We start from the raw sequence: 26,214 nt of genomic DNA on the forward strand, positions 1-26,214 counted from the left end.
TTACTCCGCCGCCTGGGCGAGTGGTTGGGGCGGCTTATAGTCCGTCGCCCGTTGTTCGACCAGCGGGCGGAAAGCGCGCATCAGGCCCTGGATAGGCCAGGCCGCGGCATCGCCAAAGGCACAGATGGTGTGGCCGGCCACCTGCGTGGTCACCTGCTCCATAAGCGCAATGTCCGCCATCGAAGCCTTGCCCTGCACGATGCGATCCATCATCCGCATCATCCAGCCAGTGCCTTCACGGCAGGGCGTGCATTGGCCACAGCTTTCGTGCTTGAAAAATTTGGACAGGCGCCAGATGGCTTTCACCACATCGGCCGACTTGTCCATGACAATGATGGCGCCGGAACCCAGACCGCTGCGAACTGCCGCCAGCGAATCAAAATCCATCAACTGGGTTTCGCACATTTCCTTGTTCAAAATCGGCATCGAGGCGCCGCCCGGGATAACGGCCTGAAGATTGTCCCAACCACCACGCACGCCCCCCGCATGCTTCTCGATCAAATCCTTCAGCGGAATGCCGAGTTCTTCCTCGACATTGCACGGGCGGTTGACGTGGCCGGAGATGCAGAAAATTTTTGTACCTGTGTTTTTAGGGCGCCCGAGGGCTGCGAACCAGGCAGCGCCACGGCGCAAAACCGTCGGGATACCGGCGATGGACTCGACGTTGTTCACCGTGGTCGGGCAGCCGTAGAGACCCATGGCGGCCGGGAATGGCGGCTTCATCCGCGGCATACCCTTTTTGCCTTCAAGACTTTCCAGCAGTGCCGACTCTTCACCGCAGATATAAGCCCCCGCGCCACGGTGCAGAACGAGATCAAAATCCCAATCGGAACCCGCAGCGTTTTTGCCCAGCAGCCCCGCAGCGTAAGCCTCTTCAATGGCGGCCTGAAGACGCGCAGCCTCGTTATAGTATTCACCGCGAATATAAATGAAAGCGGTATGCGCGCCCATGGCAAAACCAGCGATCAGGCAGCCTTCAATCAGCTTATGCGGTTCGTGCCTGATAATATCACGGTCTTTGCAGGTTCCAGGCTCACTCTCATCTGCATTGACGACAAGATAGGATGGCCGGCCATCGCTCTGCTTGGGCATGAAGGACCATTTCATGCCGGTTGGGAAACCTGCACCTCCACGGCCGCGCATCCCAGAGGCTTTAACCTCTTCGATAATCGCATCCCTGCCGCGCGCAAGAATCTCTACCGTGGCATTCCAGTCGCCGCGCGCGCGCGCGCCAGAAAGCTGCCAATCTTGCTGGCCGTAGAGATTTTGATAGATCCTGTCAGCGTCGTTCAGCACGTCTTACTCCACCGGCTTGGTGTTGTTCAGCAAGGCTGTCTGATTCGTCACCGGGGCCGAGGCCTGGCGGCCGATGCTGGAGCCTGCCGGCGGCAATGGAGCGCCGGACTTCAACCCATTCAACAATGCTTCCGTCCGCGCCGCGTCCAGATCTTCGTAATAATCATCATTGATTTGCAGAATGGGGGCATTCACGCAGCCGCCAAGACATTCCACTTCGGTCATGGTGAATAGGCCATCCGCACTGGTCTGACCAAAATCCTCAATGCCTGAAACTTTTTTGCACGAGGCAACAACTTCATCTGACCCGCGCAACCAGCATGGCGTCGTGGTACAGACCTGCAAGTGGAATTTACCGACCGGCTTGGTGTTATACATGGTGTAGAATGTTGCCATTTCGTACACGCGAACAGCCGCAATACCCAACCGTTGCGCAACGGCATCCATGGCCACGCGCGGCACCCAGGCGGAACCGGTCAGCCGCTCCATTTGCCGCTGCGCAATATCCAGCAATGCCATAACCGCACTGGCCTGCTTGCCAGCCGGATAACGCGCTATCGCCTTGGTGACCGCCCCTTCGGCAAGGTCATCAAACACGAAATCTGTCGGCTCTATATGTGTATTCACCGGTCGATCTCACCAAAAACGATATCAAGGGAGCCTATAATTGCAACCGTATCGGCCAGCATGTGGCCTTTTGCAAGGGTCTCTAGCGCCTGCAGATGTGAGAACCCTGTCGAGCGGATTTTGCAACGGTAGGGGCGGTTTGTGCCATCGGCCACCAGATAGACGCCGAACTCACCCTTGGGCGCCTCAACCACCGTATAAGTGGCGCCGGCGGGAACGTGATAGCCTTCAGTATAAAGCTTGAAGTGATGAATCAGCGCTTCCATCGACTGCTTCATCGCGGCACGTGTGGGTGGCGCGATTTTGTGGTCCTGAACCTTGATCGGACCGGGCTGCATTTTTTGCAGGCACTGTTTAACAATTTTCACACTCTCTCGCATCTCGGCGATGCGGACGAGGTAACGGTCGTAACAATCGCCGTGCTGGCCAACCGGAATATCGAACTCTACTTCACTGTATTTATCATACGGCTGAGCGCGGCGCAGATCCCAGGCAACGCCGGAGGCACGCAGACAAGGCCCGGAGAAGCCCCAGCCCAACGCATCTTCAGCCGAAATCACTCCAATATCGACGACACGCTGTTTCCAGATACGGTTGCCGGTGAGCAGGGCTTCCACATCGTCAATGAATTTCGGAAAAGTTTCGGCCCAGGCGGCAATATCATCGGCAAGCCCGGCTGGCAGATCCTTGGCGACACCACCGGGCCGGAAATAATTGGAATGAAAGCGCGCGCCCGAGACGGCTTCATGGAATTCAAGCAACTTCTCGCGTTCCACATAGCCCCACAGGCCGGGCGTGAGGGCACCGCAGTCCAACGCGAAACTAGAGACGCCTAGCAGGTGGTTGAGCACGCGTGTAATTTCCGCGAACATCACACGAATCCACTGTGCGCGATCCGGCGCCGTAATGCCGAGCAGCTTTTCCGTTGCCAAGGCGAAAGCGTATTCGCAGGCCATCGGTGAGACATAATCCAGACGGTCAAAATACGGAACAGCCTGCAGATAACTCTTATATTCAATCAGCTTTTCGGTGCCACGGTGCAGCAGGCCGATATGAGGATCGGCGCGTTCGACCACTTCGCCATCCATTTCCAGGATGAGGCGGAGCACACCATGCGCGGCCGGATGCTGCGGCCCAAAATTTATGGTGTGATTATCGATTTCAACGGTCGTCGATGTGCGGGTCGCAAGCTCGCTCATTTGCGGTCCCCTCGTGCTTTTTCATCCCCGGGCAGCGTCGTCATACCTTCCCAGGGCGATAGAAAATCAAAATTGCGGAATTCCTGCGTGAGCCTCACCTTGTCGTAAACCACAGCTTTCTGTTCATCATCATAATGAACCTCGACATAGCCGGTGAGCGGAAAATCCTTGCGCAACGGATGCCCCTCGAAGCCGTAGTCGGTAAGGATGCGCCGATGATCGGCCAGCCCATCAAAGGGGACTCCGAAAAGGTCCCATATTTCACGCTCCCACCAAGTGGCGCTCGGCCAGAGGGTGGACACAGTGGCAAGCGAATCCGAATCGCCAACCTGCACCAAAACGCGGATACGCTCATTACGAGTAACCGAGAGCAGGTTATAGACAATATCGAACCGGGCGGCACGCTCGGGGAAATCAACGCCGCAAATGTCCATCACCTGCGCGAAGGCGAACTCATCGCGAAACCGGGTAAACAATGCGTAGGCGTCGCTTCTCGCGACTTCAACCACCAGTTCGCCCAGTTCACGCCGGGCCGCCGTTACACCGGGCAACGCCGCAATGGCGTCCAACACGGCATCTACCTTGATTGATTCGTCAGCCACGCAAAATTGTCCCTGTCCGCCGGATTTTCTTCTGTAGTTGCATGATGCCGTAGACCAGCGCCTCCGCGGTCGGCGGGCAACCGGGGACATAAATATCCACCGGCACGATACGGTCACAGCCACGCACCACAGAATAGGAATAATGATAATAGCCGCCGCCGTTGGCGCAGCTGCCCATCGAGATGACCCAACGCGGCTCGGGCATCTGGTCATACACCCGGCGCAGCGCAGGGGCCATTTTATTGGTCAGCGTGCCGGCAACGATCATGACATCGCTTTGGCGCGGACTGGCGCGGGGAATGATCCCGAATCGGTCCAGGTCATAATGCGGCATGTAGGCGTGGATCATCTCCACCGCGCAGCAAGCCAGCCCGAAGGTCATCGGCCATAGGCTTCCGGTCCGGGCCCAGTTCACCAATTTATCCATATTGGCGACGACAAAGCCTTTGCCGGCGATTTCGCCCGTAATGCCTTTTATGACAGCATCCTGCGCAGAACCCTGCGGCAGATGATCCCGGTTCCAGGCGAGCGCGGTATCCGTGGAAACGCTCATTTAGCTACTCCCAATCCAGTGCGCCCTTGTTCCACTCGTAGACGAAGCCAACCGTCAGCACCCCAAGAAACCCCAGCATGGAGAAAAATCCCAAAAGGCCGATCCGCGACAGGCTGACAGCCCAAGGGAAAAGGAAGGCGACTTCTACGTCGAAAATAATAAACAAAATGGCAACCAGGTAGAAGCGAACGTCAAACCGGCGCCGCGCATCGCCAAAAGCCTCGAAGCCACATTCATACGCCGAGAGCTTGGCGGCATAGGGCTTCTGGCGAGCCGCGAAAAGCGACCCGAACACGAATGCGACCCCAATGAGTGCCGCGATCGCTCCAAAAACAAGTATCGGGAAGTACTGCGAAAGGACCGGCTGCACCGCTTAACTCCTTATCCCTGGCTTGATCGGAATTGGCAAATCCAACAACCGAACCATATCCGCCGTGTCGCACCGCGACAGGATATGGTCAAGACTACGAAACGATGGAGAGGTTTGATTTATTTGGCCAGTGTGGCTTTCGCCATACTGGCGCGAGTGACGGGGCTCGAACCCGCGACCTCCGGCGTGACAGGCCGGCGCTCTAACCAACTGAGCTACACCCGCATTTCAGTAAGCGGCGGTGTAAAGGGCTATGTAAGCATCGTCAAGCGCATCACATACAAAACTCTGCACAAGACCGCCGCAACACAAAAAAGCCTGGGAAAAAAGCCAAAAACTGAGGAAAAACAAGGAAGGAATAGGCGGTGACGGGTTTGAACCGCCGACCCTCTCGGTGTAAACGAGACGCTCTACCGCTGAGCTAACCGCCCAAACTTTTAAAGAGGACGGCTCACGCCGTCCACCTGAAGAAAATTAATTAACAGCATCTTTCAAGGTTTTGCCCGCCTTGAAACGAACCGAAGTCGAGGCCGGAATGTCAATTTCCTCACCGGTACGCGGGTTACGGCCCTTGGAAGCGTCACGCTCAGCCGTGGCGAATGTACCAAAACCGACCAGTCGGACTTCCTCTTTCGCTTTCAGCGTCTTCTCAATCGCGCCGAACACGGCGTCTACCACCTCAGCCGCCTTGGCCTTCGTGATGTCAGTCTCTTCGGCGACAGCGGCAATCAAATCGTTTTTATTCACGGGTAAAACTCCCTGTTGTGGTTCATACAAAAAACTCCCACCTGCATCCAGCGTTAGATGCAGGTGGGTCATCGGTGATAGCAACGCCAGTAGATACCTAACTTGAGGGGCGCCCGTCAAACAACAGCCGTTAGTGCGGCAATGAAGCGGCCCTGATGTCACCCGGCGCCGCCGCAATCTCGTCGGTTATATCATCCCAAACAATCGGTTCAGGCTTGCGGCTAAGTGCGCGCCCAATGACCTCATCGACATGGGATACAGGGATGATCGTCAAACCTTTTTTGACGTTGGCCGGGATCTCGATGAGATCCTTTTCATTGTCCTTGGGAATGATGACTGTCGTGATCCCGGCCCGCAAGGCAGCCAGGAGTTTTTCCTTCAAGCCACCAATCGGCAAGACCCGCCCTCGCAGGGTAATTTCCCCGGTCATGGCAATGTCGCGCCGAATCGGGATGCCTGTGATGGCGCTGACGATGGAAGTCGCCATCGCGATGCCCGCGGAAGGACCATCCTTAGGGGTTGCACCTTCAGGTACATGCACATGGATATCGCGTTTATCAAAAAATGGCGGCTTGATCCCAAACTGAGCAGCGCGCGAGCGGACATAGGAATAGGCCGCCTGCACGCTTTCCTGCATGACATCACCCAGCTTGCCCGTTTGCTTGATATTGCCTTTACCCGGCAGGAGCACGCTCTCAATGGTAAGAATCTCGCCACCAACCTCAGTCCAGGCCAAGCCGGTGACGACACCGACCATATCCTCCGCCTCCGTCTCACCATAACGGTATTTCGCGACGCCGGAGAATTTTTCGAGATTGCGTTTACTGATCGTGACCTTCTTGGTCTTGGTGGTCACGATCTCCTTCACGGCCTTGCGGGCAATGTTGGCAATCTCGCGCTCCAGGTTACGAACGCCGGCCTCGCGCGTGTAGGTACGGACAAGCTCGTGCAACGCATCATCAGTAAGCGACCATTCGTCTTTTTTAAGCCCGTGCGCCTCACCCTGCTTGGAGACCAGATGACGCTTGGCGATTTCAACCTTCTCATCCTCGGTGTAACCCGGGATGCGGATGATCTCCATACGGTCGAGCAGGGGTTGCGGCATGTTCAGGCTGTTCGCCGTGGTGACAAACATCACATCCGAAAGGTCGTAATCGACTTCCAGATAGTGATCCGCGAATGTTGAGTTCTGCTCAGGGTCCAGGACCTCCAACAGGGCCGACGAAGGGTCGCCGCGCCAATCTGCACCAAGTTTGTCAATCTCATCCAACAAAAACAGCGGATTAGAGGTTTTTGCCTTCTTCATGCCTTGAATGATCTTGCCTGGCATCGAGCCGATATAGGTCCTCCGGTGACCGCGAATTTCAGCTTCATCGCGCACGCCGCCCAACGACATACGCACGAAATTGCGGCCGGTGGCCTTGGCGATCGACTTGCCGAGCGAGGTTTTGCCGACGCCCGGCGGGCCGACGAGGCAGAGAATCGCCCCCCGCAGCTTGGGGCTGCGCGACTGCACCGCGAGGTATTCGACGATTCGCTCCTTGATCTTCTCAAGCCCATAATGATCGGCATTGAGGACGCGCTCGGCCTCGATCACGTCGTTTTTGATCTTGCTGCGCTTCTTCCAGGGGATACCCAGAATCCAGTCCAGATAATTGCGCACGACGGTGGCTTCCGCGCTCATCGGGCTCATGCTGCGTAATTTTTTCAGCTCGGCCAGGGCCTTTTCCCGGGCTTCCTTGGAAAGCTTGGTGGTTTTGATCTTGGCTTCCAGTTCGGCCGTCTCGTCCTTGCCGTCCTCACCTTCGCCGAGTTCCTTCTGAATCGCCTTCAGCTGCTCGTTCAGGTAGTATTCGCGCTGGGTCTTCTCCATCTGCCGCTTCACGCGGTTACGGATCTTCTTTTCAACCTGGAGCACCCCGATTTCGGATTCCATGTGGTTGAAGACGCGCTCAAGCCGCTCGCTCGTGCTGCCAAGTTCCAGCAGCTCCTGCTTTTCGGAGATTTTCAAACCCAGATGGCTGGCAACGGTATCCGCCAGTTTGGAGGGGGAATCGATCTGGTTGACCGAAACCAGGACTTCAGGGGCGATCTTTTTGTTGAGCTTAATGTACTGTTCAAACTGCGAAACAACGGTGCGGCCAAGCGCCTCGACCTCTTTCTCCTCATCCGCCTGATCTTCAATCGGGTCGGCATAAACCTCGAAATAGTCTTCCGTCTCTTTAAAGCTCTTAATCCGCGCGCGCCTGATGCCTTCCACCAGCACTTTTACCGTGCCGTCCGGCAGTTTGAGCAGTTGCAGAACCGTGGAAATGGTTCCGACCTTATAAATATCCTCCGCGGAGGGGTCGTCCTGCGCGGCATTTTTCTGCGCAACCAGGAGGATTTGCTTATCCTCCTTCATCACGCTCTCCAAGGCACGCACGGATTTATCGCGCCCCACGAAGAGCGGCACGATCATATGCGGGAATACCACGATATCACGCAGCGGCAGCACCGCCAGAGTATCGGAAAGAGGAGCAGGTTTTGTAACGTCAGACATAATAGGTTCCTTTAAGCCTCATGGGCTGCCCTGATAGGCACAGCTCACGGTGCCGGTTATCCGGCCACAAATGGACATATCGGTTGCGCTTGGCAGGCCTGCAAGACCTGCCAACTCTCAATTTGGTCCGGCTTGCGCCTCAGGATGCCGTCTCCGCACGCTTTTCCGCGTACATAAACAGTGGTTCAGCCCGGCCTTCGGCCACATCACCACTGATGACAACCTCGGCCACGCCATCCAACCCCGGCAGATCGAACATGGTGGTCAACAGGATAGCCTCCATGATCGAACGCAGGCCGCGCGCACCGGTCTTGCGCTTGATCGCCCGGCCGGCAACGACTTTAAGCGCCTCGTCAGTGAAGGTGAGCTTAACGCCCTCCATCTCGAACAGGCGGCCATATTGCTTGACCAGGGCGTTCTTCGGCTTGGTGAGAATTTCAATCAGTACCGATTCGTCGAGGTCGTCCAGCGTGGCAACCACCGGCAGACGGCCGATGAATTCCGGGATCAGGCCAAACTTCAGCAAATCCTCCGGCTCAACCTCCCGCAGGATCTGCCCGGTGCGGCGTTCGTCCGGGCTGCGGACATCAGCGCCGAAGCCGATTCCCGAGCCTTTACCGCGCTGCCCGATGATCTTCTCCAGCCCGGCAAAAGCACCGCCGCAAATGAAGAGGATATTGGTGGTATCAACCTGCAGAAACTCCTGCTGGGGATGTTTGCGCCCCCCCTGTGGCGGCACGGAGGCGACCGTACCCTCCATGATTTTCAACAGGGCCTGCTGCACGCCCTCACCGCTTACATCGCGGGTAATTGAGGGGTTGTCTGATTTACGGCTGATTTTATCAACCTCATCGATATAGACGATGCCGCGCTGCGCCCGTTCGACATTATAGTCGGCGGCCTGCAACAGCTTGAGAATGATGTTCTCCACATCCTCACCAACATACCCGGCTTCGGTCAGGGTCGTCGCATCCGCCATGGTAAACGGCACGTCGAGAATCCGGGCCAGCGTCTGGGCCAGCAAGGTTTTACCCGAGCCGGTGGGGCCGACCAGCATGATGTTGGATTTCGCGATTTCGATGTCGTTGTTCTTGGTCGCGTGCGAAAGCCGTTTGTAGTGGTTATGCACCGCCACGCTCAGCACTTTTTTCGCGTGGCCCTGGCCGATCACGTAATCGTCAAGCACCTTGCAGATTTCACGCGGCGTCGGCACACCATCGCGCGACTTCACGAGATGGGTTTTGTGCTCCTCGCGGATGATGTCCATGCAAAGCTCGACGCATTCATCACAGATGAAAACGGTCGGGCCCGCAATCAGCTTGCGGACCTCATGCTGCGACTTCCCGCAAAAGGAACAATACAGTGTGTTCTTGGTGTCGCTCGATTTGCTGCTCATAACCACTCCACAGCGCGAAATATAAGAGAAAAGACTAGCCCCCTGTGCGGGAGCACACAAGCGCCGGCACAAGCAGGGACAAAACCCAGGGAATTCAGAAAGTTAACAACGGATTTTGGCCATTTTCAGACGCAAACCCGCCAAAAACAGTAAAAATTCCGCCTAAAATGCGAATTCAAGACTGAATTTGGCTGGCAAAACGCCTGAAACCGCCAATACCGCTTACTTCGCGGTTTCCGTGGGTGCGGGCGCGGCAGCCAAGCCTTCGCTGGGGGCTGGCTGGCTCTTCACCACTTCATCGACAATGCCGAATTCCTTGGCTTCCTGCGCTGACATGTACGAATCGCGTTCCAGCTTCGCCTCGATCGCTTCGAGCGGCTGGCCGGTGTGATCCACATAAATCTGGTTCAGCCGCTTGCGCAGGTTCAGGATTTCGCGGGCCTGAATTTCAATGTCCGTGGCCTGACCCTGGGCGCCGCCGGAGGGTTGATGTACCATGACGCGGGCATTGGGCAGGGCAAACCGTTTACCCGCCGCGCCGGCGCAGAGCAGCAAGCTGCCCATGGAGGCCGCCTGGCCAATGCACACGGTGCTGACCGGGCTGCGGATGTACTGCATGGTGTCGTAGATCGCGAGACCGGACGACACAACGCCGCCGGGGCTGTTGATGTAGAAGGAGATATCCTTGTTGGGGTTCTCGCTCTCCAGGAACAGCAACTGGGCGCAGATCAGCGAGCTGACCTGATCATAGACCTGACCCGTCAGGAAAATGATCCGTTCCTTCAGCAGGCGGGAATAGATATCGTAGGAGCGCTCACCGCGCGCCGTCTGTTCGACCACCATCGGCACGAGGTTGTTGTTATAGACCTCGACTGGATCCCGATCCCACATACTGTAAATTCCTCGTTCTATCTAACCGCCTGCCCCGGCACCGCACCGCGCCTTTCATAAGGCCGCGGCGCGGGCGGAACGAGACGTCATGAACCTAAGTTAGTGGATCAAACGCGCGCGTCTAGTCCCGTGTTAAGATTCAGGGTCAGCCGCCAACTCTTCCGGGGTGACGCTGGTCTCTTCCTGGGTGACACGGCCGAGCAGGAAATCGACAACCTTGTCCTCAAAAATCGGACCACGGAAGCGCTCAAGCGCCTGCGGGTTTTTCTTGAAGAACTCCAGCACCTGCATCGCCTGGTCACGATACTTCATCGCCTCGTTGAACATGGCGCGCTGAAGGTCCTGGTCGGACACGGTGACCTCATTGGCGCGGCCAATTTCGGCAACCAGCAGGCCAAGGCGCACGCGGCGATCGGCAATTGCCTTATATTCCGCCTTCAGCGTCTCTTCGTCTTTGGCTTCATCTTCCGGATCGGCCCGGCCGGCAGCTTTTTCCTGCTCCACCTGGCGCCAGATCTCAGAGAACTCAGCCTCCACCAGCGAAACCGGGGCTTCAAAATGGGCACGCTCGGCCAGCGCGTCGAGCAGGCTGCGCTTGAGCTTCAAGCGCGTCATCTGCTCGTATTCACGGCCAATCTGCTCGGAAATCTTCTTCTGTAGATCTTCCAGCGACTCCAGACCAAGGCCCTTGGCGAATTCTTCGTCAACCGCCGGAACCTGCGCCACGGCGAGCGCCTTGGCGGTGATTTCAAACTCGGCCTGCTTGCCGGCCAGTTCCTTGGCACCGTAGTCCTCGGGGAAGTTGACCGTGATCGTACGGGTCTCGCCGGGGGAAATGCCTTCCATCTGCTCGGAGAAGCCGGGGATGAAACCCTGACCGGCGACAACCACGGCGACATCCGAAGCGGTACCGCCCTGGAAAGCCTCACCGTCGATACGGCCGATAAAGTCGACCGTCAGCTGCTCACCAGCCGCCGCCGGGCGGGGGTCTTCAACCGGGGTATAGCTCTTGCGCTGCTCGGCCATTTTGCTCAGGGCTTCGCTGATCGCTTCATCCGTCACCGCGGCCACCGGCTTCGGCAACGTAATATCGCCCAGTTCGGGGATCGTAATTTCGGGCAGAATCTCAAGCTCCAAAGTGAATTCCAGGTCGGAATTCTGCCCCGGCTTGGTGACTTCCAGCTTCGGCTGCATCGCGGGGCGCAGGTTGCGCTCTGATAACACGCGATCTGAGGCTTCGTTCACGGCACCTTCAACGATCTCAGCGGCCACGGCATCGCCATAGCGCTTGCGGACCATCGACATCGGCACCTTGCCTGGGCGGAAGCCTGGCATCTGCATGGTTTTGCCAAGCTCGGCCAAACGCTTCTCACGCTTGGCGGCAAGTTCGGGTTCGGGAACCACGACCGTGAAGCCGCGCTTCAAGCCGTCGGAGAGCGTTTCAGTAACCTGCATCGACGAAAAATTCCTCAAAAATCAACAACAAAACCACAACCTGGTGCGGGCGGAGGGACTTGAACCCCCATGACTTTCGCCACCAGAACCTAAATCTGGCGTGTCTACCAATTTCACCACGCCCGCTTACCCGTTGGGCGCGGCAAGCATAACCGCCCCGCGCGATACCAACATCAAGCCGCGCCGTCTAGCGCGAGTCCTGGCACTTCACAAGCATGGCTCTCGTATAACTGCCAAAAACCGACTATCTGGCACCCCAAATGAACCAGTTTAATGAAAATGCTAACTTGAACCGGCGCCGGACAATGAGCGCGGGGCGGTGGGCCGCCGTTGCGGCCTTGCTGCTTGTGGCCTTGCCCGCGGTGGCTGTTCTGGTCCTGGCCGAGCGGTTCGACCCGAACCGCTATGCCCCGGAGATTATTTCGGCGGTCGATCAGGCAACCGGGCGGAAGTTGACCCTGCATGGACCGATCACCATGCAGTTTTCCCTGAACCCGGTGATCGAAGCCAACAATATAAGTCTTTCCAACCCGCCGGGCTTTGCCGGCCCGGACCTCCTCACGCTCAAGCGGGTCGAGGCCAAAATCGCGCTGCTGCCGCTCCTGTCGCACCATCTGAATATTTTGAAACTACGGCTGGTAAACCCCGATATCATACTGGAGCGTGGCCCCGATGGTTTATCGAACTGGGATTTCACCCCTGTTCAACCGGAGACGGCAATAACGGCGGGTGATGCTCACGGGTATCAAATCGCGCTGCAGGCCGTGGAGATCGAAAACGGCTCGCTCACGATCAAAACCGTCCGTGGCGCCGCCCCAATCATGATCGCCCTGCCAAACCTGACCGGAACAGCGGATTCGCCGGTTGCCCCCTTGCACCTCACCGCCAATGCGGTGCTGGGCGCAACACCTTTCAGCGTCTCTGGTGCCGTCGGGCCGATTGCGCGTTTTTCCGGAGTCGGGGCAGGACCATGGCCGGTTGATCTGATCGTGAAACTGAGGAGTGCGAGCGCGGCCGTGCATGGCGCGGTCTATCGCCCGCGCAAGGCGCAGGGCTATAACCTCTCCGTGGCTCTCAATATCCCAGCGTTGGAGGATCTGACGAACAGCCTTCCCCCCGGCCTGCTCGGCGCCCTGCCCTTGCCGCCGATACACGGCATCAGTGCCTCGGCGCGAATCGTGGACCAGAACTCAACCATACCTGCCATCGACGATCTTTCCATCAAAACAGGTGTCTCTGACCTTTCCGCCCTCCGGCCCGGGCTGACGCTCAACTCGCTGGATATCGAGATGGCTTCGCTCGATCAGCCGCTTTCGCTCAACGCCTCGGCCACGCTGGCCAGCACACCGATTACCCTCACGGGGAATTTTGGCCCGCCGCAGGCGCTTTTGAATCCCGCTCTGTTGCCCGCCAGCATGCCGCCGCAAGGCAGCTTTCCGGTCACGATCAATGCGCAGTTCGGGGCCGCAAAGGCCAGTGTCACCGGCGCGATCGCAACGCCGGAAACGCTTGCGGGAGCTGCTTTGTCGTTGAATTTGGTCATTCCCGACCTTTCAGCGCTTAGCCCGGCCGCAGGCACCAACCTGCCCGCCTGGAAAAACATCACGGCGCAAACCACGCTGATCGACCCCGGCGGCCTTGGCCTGCGCAATGCCGCCGGCCTGGATACCCTGACCATGAGCATGGATAACGCTGCCTTAGGGGGCGATGCCAGCCTGTATTTCGGCCCGAAACCACGGCTGCAACTCGCCTTGCAGTTCTCGCAGGTGAACGCTGACGCGTTGATCGCGGCGATGCCGCAGCCAGTTGTGCCTGCCAACGCGCCGCCAACGCCAGTACCGGCTACGGCCGCGCCGGCAAACGCCGCTCTCATTCCCGATATTCCCCTGCCTCTCGCGATGCTGAAGGCAGCCAGCGCCGATGTGCAGATCTCCGCCGATACGCTGATCTGGGACCAGGCGGCTTACACGGCACTGCAAGGCCACGCGGTTCTCGCGAATGGCGTGCTCACAGTGAACCCGGTGACAGGACAACTACCCGGTGGAAGTGTGACGGCAAGCGCGACCGTGGATGCAAGCAAGGAGCCCGCGACGGAAACCTTGAAGCTGGACGCCCCTGCCTTGGCGCTCGCTCCCCTACTGAAGGCTTTCGGCTTGTCTGAAGCCGCCGCCAAAGGCACCGTACAGGCACAATTTATGGCCACCGGCAGCGGCAACAGCCTGCATGCCATCGCCTCCAGCCTGAACGGACAACTTGGTCTGGCCATGGTTAACGGCGTTACCGACGGCTCCGTGTTGCGGCGCTTGTTTGGCGGCGTGCTGCAAACCGCCGGTCTCCCCGCGGATCAGGCCGGGGCGGCTGGGCCGGTCCCCGTGCGCTGCATGGCGGTGCGGGTTGATGCCGCCAACGGCATCGGCACCATCCGGACTTTGACGCTCGACTCCAGCCGGCTGCAATTACAAGGCAGCGGAAATATAGATACCGGCAAGGAAACGCTCGGGATACTTATCCTACCGCGACTGCCTACGGCCACAAACGAAACCGGCCGCCCGGTAATGATCGGCGGCAATTTCGCTTCCCCCACGACGGCCATTGCTCCGGCAGGGGGTACGCAAGAGGCTCACGTGAATGAAGGCGATGTTTGCCCGGCAGCGCTGAACCTGGGACGGCTTGGCCAACCAGGCCCGGCCGCGGCGCCGATGATGCATACACAGCCAGCCGCCGCGCCCGGCGCCGCGACGCCGCAACCGGGCGGGCCGAAAAATCTGTTGAACGGGCTGTTTGGCCAATGAAGCGCTTCTGGGCCGCAACGTCAGCCGTGCCGGAAGGCTCGGATTTTGCCATCCGCCTGGACAGCCGCCCCCTGAAACTCCCCAGCGGCCGCGCGCTCACTGTGCCGTTCGAACCCCTGGCCGCGGCGATTGCCACTGAATGGGCAACGGTTGGCACGAATTTCACCCCGGACGATCTACCCCTCACCCGCCTGGCCACAACAGCGCAGGATCGCGTGCGGTTGCACCGCGCGGAAATAGCCGGGCAGCTCGCGGCCTATGGCATGAACGACCTCCTCTGTTACCGCGCCGAAGGCCCGCCAGGTCTTGCGCGGCGCGAGGCCGAGGAATGGGACCCCTGGATCGGCTGGCTGGACCAGCGGCTTGGCATCAGGCTGAAATCCACCTCCGGGGTCATGCCGCTGCAGCAAGCGCCTGAGTACCGTGATACTTTCACCACCTGTTTGATGCAGATGGATGAATATCAACTGGCGGGGCTTGGCGTGATCGTCCCCGCACTGGGGAGCCTGGTGCTGGCCCTCGCGGTGGAGGCCGGGGCGCTGGACCCGGATACGGCCTGCCGCTGCGCCGGCCTCGGGGAGCTTTGGCAAGAAACACATTGGGGAATGGACGCCGAGGCCGCCGCCCGGCGGCGGATCATTGCGGAAGATGTTGCCGTGAGCGCCTGTTTCATGGTCCTGTGCCGCGCATGAAAGCGACCCATCTGCTTATCACCGGCCGGGTCCAGGGTGTCGGCTTCCGCGAGTGGCTGGCGAGCGAGGCACGGCGGCTCGGGCTTTCCGGCTGGGTGCGCAATATCGGCCAGGATGCCGTGGAAGCCGTTATCGCCGGCGACACCGTGGCGGTTGAGGAATGCCTGCGGCTTTGCCGCCGCGGACCGCGCGCCGCCGTTGTTGAAACGATCGAAGATACAATCACGGAACCACCGGCCGAACCTGGCTTCATAAAACGAGCCTCGCTGCCCGTCAGACCTTGAACCAAGTCAAGGCAGGTATCCGCAACGCCGCGTTTACACCCCGGTAAAGCTTGCTAGGCTCACCGGGCCTTTAAGGAGTTACAGCCGATATGAGTACGAACAGTGAGTTGATGGCACGCCGTGAGGCCGCGGTTCCCCGGGGCGTGAGCAATACGCATCCAATCTTTACCCAACGCGCCGAAAACGCGGAACTCTGGGATGTCGAAGGCAAGCGGTATATTGATTTTGCCGGCGGTATCGCGGTTTTGAACACCGGGCATCGCCACCCCAAGGTGATGGCGGCGGTGGCCGAGCAGCTCTCGCGCTTCTCGCACACCTGCTTTCAGGTCTCACCTTATGAGAGCTATATCGCGCTGGCCGAGCGGCTGAACGCGCTGGCCCCGATTGAAGGCCCCGCCAAGACGATCTTTTTCACCACCGGCGCCGAGGCGCTGGAAAACGCCGTGAAGATCGCCCGCGCCGCCACCGGGCGTTCCGGCGTTATCACCTTCGCCGGCGGTTACCATGGCCGCACCATGCTGACGATGGCGATGACCGGTAAAGTGTTGCCTTATAAAAAGAAATTCGCGCCGCTCCCGGCCGAGATCTACCATGTCCCCTTCCCGCATGCGCCCTTTGGCGTGACCGTGCAGGACAGCCTGCGCGCCATCGACATGCTGTTCCGCGCCGATATCGAGCCGGAACGGACCGCCGCGATCGTGCTGGAGCCCGTGCAGGGGGAAGGCGGGTTTATCCAGGCGCCAACCGAGCTGATGGAGGCCCTGCGCGCACTCTGCGACAAGCATGGCATCCTGTTGATCGTCGATGAAGTGCAGACCGGTTTCGCGCGGACCGGCAAAATGTTCGGGGTCGAGCACTCTGCCGTGAAGCCTGACATCATCACCGTTGCCAAATCGCTGGCGGGCGGGTTCCCGCTCTCAGGCGTCATCGGCCGCGCCGCGATCATGGATGCGGCCGAGCCAGGCGGGCTGGGCGGCACCTATTCCGGCTCACCCATTGCGTGCGCCGCAGCTCTGGCTGTGCTCGATGTCATCGAAGAGGAAAAACTGATCGAACGCGCCAACAATATCGGCGCGAAGATGAAATCCCGGCTGGAAGCTATTTCCCGCCGCAACAACACCGTCCCCATTGCTGAAATTCGTGGACCAGGGGCGATGATCGCGTTCGACGTGGTGGCAACACGCGGAACCAATGAGCCGGACGCCGATATGACCAAAAAAGTGATCGCCAAGGCCCGTGACAATGGGCTGATCCTGCTGTCCTGCGGGGTGTATGGCAATGCCATCCGCCTGCTCGTGCCACTCACCGCCTCTGACACACTGCTCGACGAGGGGCTGGATGTTCTCGAACAGGCGCTGACGGTTTAGGTCTACTTCAAACGGTTAGATTGAACCTTCCGGTTTAATCTAACCGTTCAACCTTAAAAAAAGAGAAAACTCATCAGCACATAAACCGGCGTGAGGATGAGGCTCATGAGGCCCGCGAAGGCGAAAAACCCGGGCATTTTAACCGCCCGGCGCGCGGCGATTTCGCGGACCATGAGGTTGGGGGCGTTACCAAGATAGGTAACAGGCCCAAAAAATACGGAACCAGCCGCAATGGCCGTAAGCAGATGGGCGGGTGCGGCACTCAGACTAGCGGCATGCCCGCCGGCTGCCTCGAAAAAAATCAGATAGGTCGGCGCTGCGTCAAGAATGGCGGAGGCAATGCCCGAGGCCCAGAACCAGGACAGCGGGTTGGGGTCCAAAGCGGCCGTCTGCAATAGCTGGAAAACCGGCGTGATTGTGGCGAAGATCGCAAAAAACAGCATGACGATCTCGCGCATCGCCCCCCAGGCGAAACGGTTGTGGCTGCGGATGGCGCGCGGGGTCATGGCCTCAGAGAGCGCGATGCACCCCAGCTCAAGCACGACCAGCGCGAGATGCTCCCCCGGAATCTTCGCGGATAGAATGATGACCATGCCTGGATGCCAGATACCGGCCAGAGGAATGGCGAGGATCAGCACCGCCAGCAGAAAAATATTCACCCCCCCGCCGATGCGCAATTTTTGCGGACGCGGCACGGCATCCCGCCGCGCGAAATAGAGATCCGCCCCCAGGCAAAGCAGCAGTACCGGCACGGCCAGAACCAGCAGCGGCTGCCAGAGATGAACTGCCGGCCAGAAAAAAGGCACGCCGCGGAGAAACCCGGCCAGCAAAGGCGGGTCGCCCAGCGGTGAGAGCGCCCCACCGCAATTGCCAACCAGAATGATAAACGCGAGGATCAGGTGCCGTTTCTCCGCGCGGTATCCATTGGCCGCCAGCAGCGGGTGGATGAGCAGCAAGGTGGCCCCGATCGTCCCCATGATCGAGGCCAGAACCGTGCCGATGATAAGAAGCAGCAGGTTGCCGGAAGGCCGCCCCCAAGGGCCGCCTTTAATCGAAATCCCCCCGCCAAGCGCATAAAGCGCCAGCAGCAAGGTAATGAACGGCAGGAATTCGGCCAGCGAGACCTGCCAGAGCGTCTGCGCCGCATCCATGAGGCCGCCTGAGACCATCCGCAACATAAAGCCCAGGGCAACCCAGCCGCCGATGACCGCCGCCATCCACCTGTGCCATAAACGCGGCGCCACGCCCGGGAGGATTGCGAAACTGAGCAGAACGCCTGCAAAGGGAAACGCGGCGGCGAGTTGCCCCATCAGCCCAAGCCGGATACGTAGATGGAAACCATTCTTATCACCGCCTTGACCTCTGCCTAAAAAAAAGGATCTACCACATGAGCTCTGAAAACCACGACCACGACCCCAGCAACCCGCATTATTTCGGGCTTCCGCTTGGTGTGATTCTCGCCACGCTGGTTGCCATTGCCGCTGTCGGCATCACTTTGCTGAAATTTCTCGAGTAGCCCCAGGCTCAGACCACGCGGCCGGCGGCACCGCGCGGCAGCCTGCCAAAGTGAACCGCGAATTGCGCCGCCGCGCTAATCAGCGACTCGGCGGTCTGCGCCCCCAGTTCAGCTGAGGCCAGCGGCCACGCGGCCTCCGTGGCGCCACGCGGAACCTGGTCGAACTCGACCGGCGCATCTATCGCAAGGCCGTAAAAATCCAAGGTGCCAAAGCCTGAGACCGGGAGACCGAGCATGGTCTCACGGCCATGCGCCGCAGCCCCTCCAGGTTGCACAAAACCCTCCCGCAGCGCCTTGGTGAGCGAAAGCAGCGGCTCCGCGCCATGGCCAAAACGCTCCTGGCTGCCCGCGCCAAGCTGAGCCTCCATTAGCTGGCGCGCAATTTTCCAGAGATAAAATGACGGTAGAATGATATTATGTTTATGGCGAACTTCCAGCGCCACCTCATGTATCACTGGCACATTGCCGCCATGGCCGTTGAGGATAATGATGTTGCTCAGCCCATGCCTGAGCAGGCCTGCCAGCAAATCATACAGCACCGCCCGGAAACTGGCCGGGGAAAGCGCCAGACCGCCCGGCGTCGCGCCAAAATAATCCGCAACGCCAAAAGGCAGACAGGGGGCGACGAAGGTTGCAACACCTTTGCCCGTGGCGGCCTCGGCAATGCTCACGGCAAGTTGCTCCGCCAGCAGATAGTCGCCCATCGGCAAATGCGAACCATGATCCTCATGACTGCCAAGCGGCAACAGGACCACGGGATTAGACGCGGCAGCTTGCGCGAAGGTTGTGGCCGTCATATCGCCAAGGCGGAAATTGTGTCTGGAATCGCTCATGGTCTCGTTTTGCCGTTTTCAGCTAACAATCGTAAAGAGCAAAGATTTGTTTTTTCTGTACAACGGCAGGGTGTATCATGGATTTGGCAAAACGCGGTCACAAAATCGTTCCGGTGATCCTCTCCGGCGGCTCGGGGACACGGCTGTGGCCCGTATCGCGGAAAAGCTTCCCCAAGCAGTTCTGGCCCCTCATATCTGAGCGCTCCCTGCTGGCGGACACCGCACTGCGCGCCGCCAGCGCGCAATTTACCCCGCCGATTGTCGTCGCCAACCAGGATCATCGTTTTATCGCCGCCGAGCAACTGCGCGACGCCGGCATCCGGGGGGCGCAAATTGTGCTGGAACCCGTAGGGCGCAACAGCGCCCCCGCAATCGCCGCGGCAGCGCTGCTGGCGGCGGAAAGCGACCCAGATGCGGTCTTATGGATCATGGCGGCTGATGCCTCGATCAGTGACCTCGCCGCCCTGGAAACCGCGGTGAAATCGGCGGCCAAGGCCGCGGAGGCCGGATATTTTGTCACCTTTGGCATGCAGCCAACCGCGCCCGAGACCGGTTACGGCTATATCGCCCAGGGTGCCGCGATGGATGGCCTGCCCGGTGTCTTCCACCTCAATCGCTTTATTGAAAAACCAGACGCCGCCACCGCCGCCCGGCTGCTCGCGGAGGGTGGCAACCTCTGGAACTCAGGCATGTTCATGTTCCGCGCCGGGGTTTTGCTGGGCGAGATGGAGCGCCTGGCCCCAGAGGTTCTGGAAGCGGTTCGCGCCGCCATGCTGGCGCGTACGACCGACCTGGATTTCATCCGGCTTGACACCGAGGCTTTTGCGGCGGCACCGGATATCAGCATCGACTACGCCATCGCGGAGAAGACCAACAAAGCCGTTGTGGTCCCGGCGGCTATCGGCTGGTCGGATGTCGGCTCCTGGGCGGCGCTCGCGGATATCGCCGCCAAGGACACGAACGGGAACTTTGCTCTCGGCGATGTTGTGCTGGAGAATGTTCATAACAGCTACGCCCGCAGCGACGGCATCATGACCGCCCTGCTCGGCGTTAGCGATCTGGTGGTGGTGACCACACAGGACGCGGTGCTGGTCGCCCACAAGAACGAGGCGCAGAACGTCAAAAAAATTGTCGACCGGCTGAAGCAGATGAAACGGCCGGAAGCCGACACCCACAACCGCACCTACCGGCCCTGGGGGTTCTACGAGAGCCTGATCCAGGGCGACCGCTTTCAGGTTAAGCGAATCGTCGTGTGGCCCGGCCACAAGCTTTCCTTGCAGAAGCACTTCCACCGGGCCGAACATTGGGTCGTGGTGGCCGGCTGCGCCGCTGTCACCCGGGATGCCGAAACCCTCATGGTGCATGAGAATGAAAGTGTCTATTTGCCGCTGGGGTGCATCCACCGCATGGAAAACCCCGGCAAAATCCCCCTCACCATCATTGAGGTTCAATCAGGCCCTTATCTCGGAGAAGATGATATCGTCCGCTTCGAGGATACCTACGGCCGAAATTGAGGCGCTGCTTAATCCTGCGCCTCTTCGGGAGTGCGCAGGATCAGAGACAACGCGTGCAGCCCGGTGTTGAGCTCAGCCGCCAGCGCGTCATGCACCGCCCTTGAACGCGCCAGGCGGGATTGACCGGCGAATACCGGCGAGACCATCAGCACCCGGTAGTGCGTCTCGCCGGCCTCAAGCCCATTGCGGGCGGCATGGCTCGCATGCTTGCGGCTCTCATCGATGACTTCCAGCCTGACCGGCGCAAAGGCCGCTTCGAGCAAATCATGAATTCGTTCATATCTGTTGGTCATATCTATCTTTATATACTTTCAATTGCGCATGGGCGCCTTCGCGCCACGCGCATATCAGCCGCGACTGAGTGTTGCCAATTTAAGCCAAGCGCGCACATTAGGGGCATGATTTCGTCAACACGCAAGCGGCCAACCCGCAAGCCCAGTGCCTACGCGCCAGACCCCAGCGCCCCGGGGCAGGCGTGCGACTCACCCGGCTGCTCCCATGAGGGCGAATACCGCGCACCGAAATCACGCGCCGGGTCGCGCGATTTCCATTGGTTCTGCCTTGAGCATGTCCGGGAGTTCAATGCGTCCTGGGACTATTATAAGGACATGTCGCCCGAAGAGATTGAAGCGCAGCTGCGCGCGGATACCTCCTGGCAGCGCCCAAGCTGGCCATTGGGCCGGCTCGGGCAGACTTCGCGGATGGATGAAGCCCTGGAGGCCGAACTGCACGCCTTCACCTTTGGCGCGAGACCAAAACCGGCGCCAAACTCAGGCGTTCCCGCCGATATCCGCGAAGCGCTCAATGTTTTGGACCTGATCTGGCCGGTCACCCTGGCGGCCGTGAAAACCAGATACAAGGAGCTTGCCAAACGCCACCATCCGGATTCAAACAATGGCGACAAACATTCCGAAGAGATGCTGAAGTCAATCAACCTTGCCTATGCGGCGCTTCGTGGCAAACTGGCTGCGAAGCCCGCGAATGCATCCCAAACGCCGCGCGGTTGAGTATATTTGAATAATTGCCCCACGCCGATACCTAAGTACGAAGCAACAGGATTGAACTTTTAATGAACAACATCGCCGCACTCACCGAGACCAGTAACACAGGAACTTCGGCGATCAACATGCCCGATATAAAGGTCAACGCCCGCGAAGTTTTTGGCATCGAGGTTGATCTGGAGGTCCCCGCGTTCTCGCTCCGCACCGAACATGTGCCGGAAATCGACCCTGCCTATCAGTTTGACCGGGAGACGACCCTGGCAATTCTGGCCGGGTTTGCCTTCAACCGCCGGGTGATGATCCAGGGCTATCACGGCACCGGCAAGTCCACGCATATCGAACAAGTGGCGGCAAGGCTGAACTGGCCGTGTATCCGCGTCAATCTGGACAGCCATATCAGCCGGATCGACCTGATCGGCAAAGATGCGATCGTGTTGAAGGACGGCAAACAGGTAACCGAATTCCGCGAAGGTATCCTGCCCTGGGCGCTGCAGCACCCCTGCGCGCTGGTGTTCGACGAATACGACGCCGGGCGGCCGGATGTGATGTTCGTGATCCAGCGCGTTCTGGAGGTTGAGGGGCGCCTGACCCTGCTCGACCAGAACAAGGTCATCAAGCCGCACCCGGCCTTTCGCCTGTTCGCCACGGCCAACACTGTGGGCCTGGGCGACACCACCGGGCTCTATCATGGCACGCAGCAGATCAACCAGGGGCAGATGGACCGCTGGAACATCGTCGCCACTTTGAACTATCTGCCGCACGCGCAGGAAGTCGCCATCGTGATGGCCAAGCTGGGTATTCCCGCTACCGACGCATCAATGAAGAAGCGCACCGAGAGCATGGTGGCATTGGCTGATCTGACCCGCGCCGGGTTCATCGCCGGTGACATCTCCACCGTGATGTCGCCGCGGACAGTGATCACCTGGGCCGAGAACACAAGGATTTTCGGCGATGTCGGCTTTGCCTTCCGTCTCACCTTCCTCAACAAATGCGACGAGGCCGAGCGCAACACCGTGGCTGAATATTATCAACGCTGCTTTAACGAGGAAATCACGACCGGCTTGCGCAAGCCGGTCTGAAGCCAGATGACCGCGAATAACGACCAGGGCCGGGCCGAGGACTTCAAGCGCGCCACAGCGAATGCGCTGCGAGCAATGGCGCAGACGCCGGACGTTGAGGTTGCCTATCAGCCCGGACCTTCTGGACTGGCCGGCAAACGCGCGCGGCTGCCCGCTCCCTCGCGCGCCCTGGCGCCGCCGGAGATGGCGAAGTTGCGAGGTGCCGCGGATTCGCTCGCGCTGCGCTTGCGCTATCATGACAATGCCATCCATGCCGCCCGCACCCCTGCCTCCAAGGAGGCGCGGGAAGCCTATGACTCGCTGGAACAAGCCCGCGTTGAAATCTTCGGCGCGGAACATATGGCCGGTGTTGCCGCGAACCTACGTGGCAAGCTGAACGAGGAATGCGAGAGCGAAGGGCTCGACCGCATGACGCAGCGCGAACAGCTGCCACTGGTCACGGCCATTTCCCTGCTCGCGCGCGAGCGGATGGACCCGGCTTCGGTCCCCGAGTCGGCAAAAAAAATACTGGCGTTATGGCGCGATACGCTGGGCGAGGATGCCGAGACGGCCCTGGATGAACTGGCGGCCACGCGCGCCAACCAGGCGCGCTACACCAAGGCGGCCAGAAAACTTCTGGCGGCCGTGCATCTGGCCGAGGCGGAATCGGAGGCGACCGAGGAGGACGAATCTGAAAACGCCGATGATTCCGGCGAGGAAACGTCGCAGCAGGACAACACGCAGGACAGTGACGCGCAGAGCCGGACACAGGAAGAGGCCATGCTGGCCGCACAGCCGGAAATGGCTGAGAGCGAGGCATCAGAGCAGGATAGCGAGGAGGACAGCGACGCCGACGACGCCTCGGCAGATGCTGAGGACTCGCCCGCCGGCCCGCAGCAGCGCCGCCCTCCGGCGCATGGCGATGAGAGCACGGCCTACCGCGCATTCACCCGCACCCACGACGAAGAGATCGACGCCGAAGACCTTTGCGACCCAGATGAGCTGAGCCGGTTGCGCCAGCAACTGGACCAGCAATTGCAGCATCTGCATGCCGTGGTGGCGAAACTTGCCAACCGGCTGCAACGCCGGCTGCAGGCGCAGCAAACCCGGGCCTGGGAATTCGACCTGGAAGAAGGAATGCTGGACGCCGCCCGGCTATCGCGGATTATCGTCGATCCGCTGCTGGCGCTGACCTATAAGCGCGAGCGGGATACGGATTTCCGCGATACCGTGGTGACATTATTGATCGACAACTCAGGCTCGATGCGCGGCCGCCCGATTACCGTAGCGGCAATGTGCGGCGATATTCTGGCCCGCACGCTAGAGCGCTGCGCGGTGAAGGTGGAGGTTCTGGGCTTCACCACGCGCGCATGGAAAGGCGGGCAGAGCCGGGAGCAGTGGGTTGCAGCGGGCAAGCCGCCGGCACCCGGCCGGTTGAACGATCTGCGGCATATCATTTACAAATCCGCAGACACCCCCTGGCGCCGGGCGCGTAAAAACCTGGGGCTGATGCTGCGCGAAGGGTTGCTGAAAGAGAACATCGATGGCGAGGCGCTGCTCTGGGCCTACCGGCGGCTGCTCGCACGGCCGGAGCACCGGCGGATTCTCATGGTCATCAGCGATGGCGCGCCCGTGGACGACTCCACCCTCTCGGTGAATTCAGGCAACTACCTGGAACGGCACCTGCGCGATGTGATCCGCGACATCGAGACCCGCGAACTGGTCGAGCTGATCGCCATCGGCATTGGCCATGACGTGACCCGCTATTACCGCCGGGCCGTGACCATTGTTGACGCCGAAGAGCTGGGCGGCACGATGATGCGCAAGCTGACCGAACTGTTCGACGAGGACGAAGCCGAAGCATGGTCGCGCTTTGCCGGGCGAAGTGCAGCGATGATTGCCTGATTCTCCGTTCCTCAGAACGGACAGGCGGCTGCCATCCGGGCCATTATTAGTGATGGTGGTTGCGCCGGGCGGTTGAGCAGCTTCCCCAACGCATAGGCAACGGCGATCGAGTGCTTGTATTGGCACGGCTGCGCCAGATGGTCCTCGCTATTAAAGAAATCCTCTGCCGGGTATTGGCTGTGGTTGGGCAGCACAGCGAATTCTCCGCCATTTTCCGTGTAGGCGGATGCGGCCGCTGCGATCACGGATGCACTCAGCTCCGCTGACGTGAAATCAGTCGGCAGCCCCCCGATTACAATGATTTTTTGAGCTGTCTCCCGGCCCACGAATCGGGCGATCAGCGCCCTGCCGTAACCGCCGGCGATCTCTTGGGCATCTGGCACCGGGCGGGGCGAATGGCGCAAAAGGGCCGTATCCGTATTGGCCCGCAGGTTGTCGATCCGGTCACCCTGGCGGTTATATTCACGGGCAAGAAGCTGCCGAGGTTCAATAAAGCCAGCATGGGCAAGCGGCATTTCCGCCAGGGACTCCAAAAAATCCGCGAGATCGCAGCAGAACACCGCGCCCAGGATACGTCCTGGCGATAACCGGCCCAGAACTGAGCGATCGTGCCGGAGCAGAAACGCGCCATCCACACCCGCACGGTATTGTGCACGGGTGGCTGTGTATTGCTGCAACTCCATCGGCATGTAGAGCACATCGCCCGTATGCAGCAGCGGCGCGTAGCGGATAAAAAGATCATCCAGCCCGATGCCGACCGCGATTCCGGCATTCTCGCAAGGCAGGTTCAGCATGGCGCCGATCACAGCGCAGGAATGGGAATAAGGCCCGTTCGACCCCGCCAGAATAACCAGTTTGGGCGAAGGCAGGGCGGCGAGCCGGGCAGTTTTTTGCACAATCTCACGATCGAGCAGGCCCAGCGACAAGGGGCGGTCCACCACCCCGGCAAAAATAATGACGTAGATGACAAGCGATAAGAAGCAGGAGGTAATAATCCGCCGCATGGCTTAGAATTGGAAGTACAAAAATGGCACTGTGTAGGGGGCAAAAAACAGGGCCTGAAGACTGAGGGCAAAGCTGGCAACCAGCGCCCAACTGCGCCGTGGGCGGCTCATGCTGTGCAACTCAGGCAAAACCAGCGCGATGAACCAGCCCACAGCCAGAAACAACACAGCCTGCGGCAGGCTGAGTGTTCGCGCATCTCCCAAATATGGCAGCACCGCCACGGCGTGGCCAAAATAATTGAGAGCGGGGAGAACTCTGATGAAGATCGCAGGAATTGCGATACCGTTGAACCCGAACAGGCCACGGTAGAAATCCATCGCCGGAGCAAACCCGGCGGCGCGGAACGGCACCCAGGCCAGCACCACGCACAGCAGCGTCAGCCACCTGGAAACCAGGGCCGGGAGCCGCAGGCCCAGATTTTTCCCCCAGCCGTGAATGACCAGGAAAGCCCCGTGCAGCCCGCCCCATAGCACAAAGCGGAGCGCTGCCCCATGCCAAAGCCCACCTAGCCGCTATTATTCACGAAGCTGTTTTGGTTTGATTTCTTTGGCCATCCCTGCACAACCGCA

Annotated in this window: 25 protein-coding genes and 3 tRNA genes; 9 read left to right on the plus strand and 19 right to left on the minus strand. The window is 59.7% G+C overall.

From position 1 onward, the window contains the following. The 14 genes from nuoF to QQJ84_RS04350 all read right to left on the minus strand — a co-directional run bounded on the left by nuoF (position 1) and on the right by QQJ84_RS04350 (position 11,804). Positions 1–1,296: an NADH-quinone oxidoreductase subunit NuoF gene (gene nuoF / locus QQJ84_RS04285; protein WP_284256845.1), complete on the minus strand. Its 1,296-nt coding sequence runs from the start codon at positions 1,294–1,296 to the stop codon at positions 1–3. Positions 1,297–1,299: 3 nt separating this feature from the next. Continuing rightward, positions 1,300–1,923, minus strand: coding sequence for a complex I 24 kDa subunit family protein (locus tag QQJ84_RS04290; protein ID WP_284256846.1), 624 nt, complete (start codon positions 1,921–1,923; stop codon positions 1,300–1,302). After that, a complete protein-coding gene (locus tag QQJ84_RS04295) occupies positions 1,920–3,122 on the minus strand; it encodes an NADH-quinone oxidoreductase subunit D (protein ID WP_284256847.1) in 1,203 nt (400 codons plus the stop codon). The genes QQJ84_RS04290 and QQJ84_RS04295 overlap by 4 nt, the downstream gene beginning before the upstream one ends. Then, positions 3,119–3,694, minus strand: coding sequence for an NADH-quinone oxidoreductase subunit C (locus tag QQJ84_RS04300; protein ID WP_284256872.1), 576 nt, complete (start codon positions 3,692–3,694; stop codon positions 3,119–3,121). Before QQJ84_RS04300 ends, QQJ84_RS04295 begins: the two co-directional genes overlap by 4 nt. 22 nt (positions 3,695–3,716) lie before the next feature. Then, a complete protein-coding gene (locus QQJ84_RS04305) occupies positions 3,717–4,277 on the minus strand; it encodes a NuoB/complex I 20 kDa subunit family protein (protein ID WP_284256848.1) in 561 nt (186 codons plus the stop codon). 4 nt (positions 4,278–4,281) lie between these two features. Continuing rightward, positions 4,282–4,647 (minus strand): NADH-quinone oxidoreductase subunit A, encoded by a 366-nt coding sequence (locus QQJ84_RS04310; RefSeq protein WP_284256849.1) that lies wholly within the window; start codon positions 4,645–4,647, stop codon positions 4,282–4,284. A 148-nt stretch (positions 4,648–4,795) separates the two neighbouring features. After that, positions 4,796–4,872, minus strand: a tRNA-Asp gene (locus tag QQJ84_RS04315). Positions 4,873–5,006: 134 nt separating this feature from the next. Further along, positions 5,007–5,078 (minus strand) — tRNA-Val (locus QQJ84_RS04320). A gap of 43 nt (positions 5,079–5,121) precedes the next feature. Beyond that, on the minus strand, positions 5,122–5,394 hold the full coding sequence (locus QQJ84_RS04325) for an HU family DNA-binding protein (protein ID WP_284256873.1): 273 nt from the start codon (positions 5,392–5,394) through the stop codon (positions 5,122–5,124). A 130-nt stretch (positions 5,395–5,524) separates the two neighbouring features. Further along, the gene (lon, locus tag QQJ84_RS04330) at positions 5,525–7,936 is read right to left on the minus strand and encodes an endopeptidase La (protein ID WP_284256850.1); all 2,412 of its coding nucleotides are present in this window, start codon (positions 7,934–7,936) and stop codon (positions 5,525–5,527) included. Positions 7,937–8,075: 139 nt separating this feature from the next. Then, a complete protein-coding gene (gene clpX, locus QQJ84_RS04335) occupies positions 8,076–9,332 on the minus strand; it encodes an ATP-dependent Clp protease ATP-binding subunit ClpX (RefSeq protein ID WP_284256851.1) in 1,257 nt (418 codons plus the stop codon). A 222-nt stretch (positions 9,333–9,554) separates the two neighbouring features. Then, positions 9,555–10,223: an ATP-dependent Clp endopeptidase proteolytic subunit ClpP gene (gene clpP, locus QQJ84_RS04340; RefSeq protein WP_284256852.1), complete on the minus strand. Its 669-nt coding sequence runs from the start codon at positions 10,221–10,223 to the stop codon at positions 9,555–9,557. Between the two features lie 132 nt (positions 10,224–10,355). Beyond that, positions 10,356–11,678, minus strand: a complete 1,323-nt coding sequence (tig, locus tag QQJ84_RS04345; RefSeq protein ID WP_284256854.1) for a trigger factor — start codon at positions 11,676–11,678, stop codon at positions 10,356–10,358. 41 nt (positions 11,679–11,719) lie between these two features. Beyond that, positions 11,720–11,804, minus strand: a tRNA-Leu gene (locus tag QQJ84_RS04350). A gap of 179 nt (positions 11,805–11,983) precedes the next feature. Between QQJ84_RS04350 and QQJ84_RS04355 the strand changes: the two genes are divergently transcribed. From QQJ84_RS04355 to gabT, 4 genes are all read left to right on the plus strand, one after another. Further along, positions 11,984–14,470, plus strand: coding sequence for an AsmA family protein (locus tag QQJ84_RS04355; RefSeq protein ID WP_284256855.1), 2,487 nt, complete (start codon positions 11,984–11,986; stop codon positions 14,468–14,470). Continuing rightward, the gene (locus tag QQJ84_RS04360) at positions 14,467–15,162 is read left to right on the plus strand and encodes an ATP12 family chaperone protein (RefSeq protein ID WP_284256856.1); all 696 of its coding nucleotides are present in this window, start codon (positions 14,467–14,469) and stop codon (positions 15,160–15,162) included. The genes QQJ84_RS04355 and QQJ84_RS04360 overlap by 4 nt, the downstream gene beginning before the upstream one ends. After that, a complete protein-coding gene (locus QQJ84_RS04365; RefSeq protein WP_284256857.1) occupies positions 15,159–15,446 on the plus strand; it encodes an acylphosphatase in 288 nt (95 codons plus the stop codon). Before QQJ84_RS04360 ends, QQJ84_RS04365 begins: the two co-directional genes overlap by 4 nt. 89 nt (positions 15,447–15,535) lie before the next feature. After that, positions 15,536–16,813, plus strand: coding sequence for a 4-aminobutyrate--2-oxoglutarate transaminase (gene gabT / locus QQJ84_RS04370; RefSeq protein ID WP_284256858.1), 1,278 nt, complete (start codon positions 15,536–15,538; stop codon positions 16,811–16,813). Between the two features lie 53 nt (positions 16,814–16,866). Here the strand turns inward: gabT and QQJ84_RS04375 are convergent, their stop codons facing one another. Next, positions 16,867–18,123 carry a sodium:proton antiporter gene (locus QQJ84_RS04375; RefSeq protein ID WP_284256859.1) on the minus strand — a complete coding sequence of 419 codons (1,257 nt, stop codon included), beginning with the start codon at positions 18,121–18,123 and terminating at the stop codon, positions 16,867–16,869. Between the two features lie 77 nt (positions 18,124–18,200). Between QQJ84_RS04375 and QQJ84_RS04380 the strand changes: the two genes are divergently transcribed. Continuing rightward, positions 18,201–18,329 (plus strand): hypothetical protein, encoded by a 129-nt coding sequence (locus QQJ84_RS04380; RefSeq protein ID WP_284256861.1) that lies wholly within the window; start codon positions 18,201–18,203, stop codon positions 18,327–18,329. Positions 18,330–18,337: 8 nt separating this feature from the next. On the opposite strand, the gene QQJ84_RS04385 is transcribed toward QQJ84_RS04380, so the two are convergent. After that, entirely contained in the window at positions 18,338–19,162 is an 825-nt protein-coding gene (locus QQJ84_RS04385; RefSeq protein ID WP_284256862.1) for a creatininase family protein, read from the minus strand. A gap of 77 nt (positions 19,163–19,239) precedes the next feature. Between QQJ84_RS04385 and QQJ84_RS04390 the strand changes: the two genes are divergently transcribed. Beyond that, entirely contained in the window at positions 19,240–20,676 is a 1,437-nt protein-coding gene (locus tag QQJ84_RS04390; protein ID WP_284256863.1) for a mannose-1-phosphate guanylyltransferase/mannose-6-phosphate isomerase, read from the plus strand. 8 nt (positions 20,677–20,684) lie between these two features. Here the strand turns inward: QQJ84_RS04390 and QQJ84_RS04395 are convergent, their stop codons facing one another. Then, a complete protein-coding gene (locus tag QQJ84_RS04395) occupies positions 20,685–20,969 on the minus strand; it encodes a BolA family protein (RefSeq protein ID WP_284256864.1) in 285 nt (94 codons plus the stop codon). Between the two features lie 105 nt (positions 20,970–21,074). Between QQJ84_RS04395 and QQJ84_RS04400 the strand changes: the two genes are divergently transcribed. The 3 genes from QQJ84_RS04400 (at position 21,075) to cobT (ending at position 24,640) form a co-directional block, all read left to right on the plus strand. After that, complete coding sequence (locus QQJ84_RS04400; RefSeq protein WP_284256865.1) at positions 21,075–21,683, plus strand: J domain-containing protein; 609 nt, start codon at positions 21,075–21,077, stop codon at positions 21,681–21,683. A 62-nt stretch (positions 21,684–21,745) separates the two neighbouring features. Beyond that, complete coding sequence (gene cobS, locus QQJ84_RS04405) at positions 21,746–22,756, plus strand: cobaltochelatase subunit CobS (protein ID WP_284256866.1); 1,011 nt, start codon at positions 21,746–21,748, stop codon at positions 22,754–22,756. A 6-nt stretch (positions 22,757–22,762) separates the two neighbouring features. Continuing rightward, the gene (cobT, locus tag QQJ84_RS04410; RefSeq protein WP_284256867.1) at positions 22,763–24,640 is read left to right on the plus strand and encodes a cobaltochelatase subunit CobT; all 1,878 of its coding nucleotides are present in this window, start codon (positions 22,763–22,765) and stop codon (positions 24,638–24,640) included. 11 nt (positions 24,641–24,651) lie between these two features. Here the strand turns inward: cobT and QQJ84_RS04415 are convergent, their stop codons facing one another. Together QQJ84_RS04415 and QQJ84_RS04420 are read right to left on the minus strand one after the other, a co-directional pair. Further along, positions 24,652–25,644 carry a hypothetical protein gene (locus tag QQJ84_RS04415; protein WP_284256868.1) on the minus strand — a complete coding sequence of 331 codons (993 nt, stop codon included), beginning with the start codon at positions 25,642–25,644 and terminating at the stop codon, positions 24,652–24,654. Positions 25,645–25,647: 3 nt separating this feature from the next. Further along, positions 25,648–26,118 (minus strand): MBOAT family O-acyltransferase, encoded by a 471-nt coding sequence (locus tag QQJ84_RS04420; RefSeq protein ID WP_284256869.1) that lies wholly within the window; start codon positions 26,116–26,118, stop codon positions 25,648–25,650. Between the last annotated feature and the right edge of the window lie 96 nt (positions 26,119–26,214).

The sequence above is a fragment of the Acidocella aquatica genome, from assembly GCF_030160635.1.
Taxonomy (GTDB): domain Bacteria; phylum Pseudomonadota; class Alphaproteobacteria; order Acetobacterales; family Acetobacteraceae; genus Acidocella; species Acidocella aquatica.

Coding starts and splice junctions, on each gene's coding strand:
- QQJ84_RS04400 (WP_284256865.1), top strand. CDS start 21,075: ATGATTTCGTCAACACGCAAGCGGCCAACCCGCAAGCCCAGTGCCTAC.
- QQJ84_RS04380 (WP_284256861.1), top strand. CDS start 18,201: ATGAGCTCTGAAAACCACGACCACGACCCCAGCAACCCGCATTATTTC.
- QQJ84_RS04390 (WP_284256863.1), top strand. CDS start 19,240: ATGGATTTGGCAAAACGCGGTCACAAAATCGTTCCGGTGATCCTCTCC.
- QQJ84_RS04365 (WP_284256857.1), top strand. CDS start 15,159: ATGAAAGCGACCCATCTGCTTATCACCGGCCGGGTCCAGGGTGTCGGC.
- QQJ84_RS04395 (WP_284256864.1), bottom strand. CDS start 20,969: ATGACCAACAGATATGAACGAATTCATGATTTGCTCGAAGCGGCCTTT.
- cobT (WP_284256867.1), top strand. CDS start 22,763: ATGACCGCGAATAACGACCAGGGCCGGGCCGAGGACTTCAAGCGCGCC.
- QQJ84_RS04415 (WP_284256868.1), bottom strand. CDS start 25,644: ATGCGGCGGATTATTACCTCCTGCTTCTTATCGCTTGTCATCTACGTC.
- cobS (WP_284256866.1), top strand. CDS start 21,746: ATGAACAACATCGCCGCACTCACCGAGACCAGTAACACAGGAACTTCG.
- clpP (WP_284256852.1), bottom strand. CDS start 10,223: ATGTGGGATCGGGATCCAGTCGAGGTCTATAACAACAACCTCGTGCCG.
- QQJ84_RS04305 (WP_284256848.1), bottom strand. CDS start 4,277: ATGAGCGTTTCCACGGATACCGCGCTCGCCTGGAACCGGGATCATCTG.
- QQJ84_RS04360 (WP_284256856.1), top strand. CDS start 14,467: ATGAAGCGCTTCTGGGCCGCAACGTCAGCCGTGCCGGAAGGCTCGGAT.
- gabT (WP_284256858.1), top strand. CDS start 15,536: ATGAGTACGAACAGTGAGTTGATGGCACGCCGTGAGGCCGCGGTTCCC.
- QQJ84_RS04375 (WP_284256859.1), bottom strand. CDS start 18,123: ATGGGGCAACTCGCCGCCGCGTTTCCCTTTGCAGGCGTTCTGCTCAGT.
- QQJ84_RS04355 (WP_284256855.1), top strand. CDS start 11,984: ATGAGCGCGGGGCGGTGGGCCGCCGTTGCGGCCTTGCTGCTTGTGGCC.
- clpX (WP_284256851.1), bottom strand. CDS start 9,332: ATGAGCAGCAAATCGAGCGACACCAAGAACACACTGTATTGTTCCTTT.
- tig (WP_284256854.1), bottom strand. CDS start 11,678: ATGCAGGTTACTGAAACGCTCTCCGACGGCTTGAAGCGCGGCTTCACG.
- QQJ84_RS04295 (WP_284256847.1), bottom strand. CDS start 3,122: ATGAGCGAGCTTGCGACCCGCACATCGACGACCGTTGAAATCGATAAT.
- QQJ84_RS04385 (WP_284256862.1), bottom strand. CDS start 19,162: ATGAGCGATTCCAGACACAATTTCCGCCTTGGCGATATGACGGCCACA.
- lon (WP_284256850.1), bottom strand. CDS start 7,936: ATGTCTGACGTTACAAAACCTGCTCCTCTTTCCGATACTCTGGCGGTG.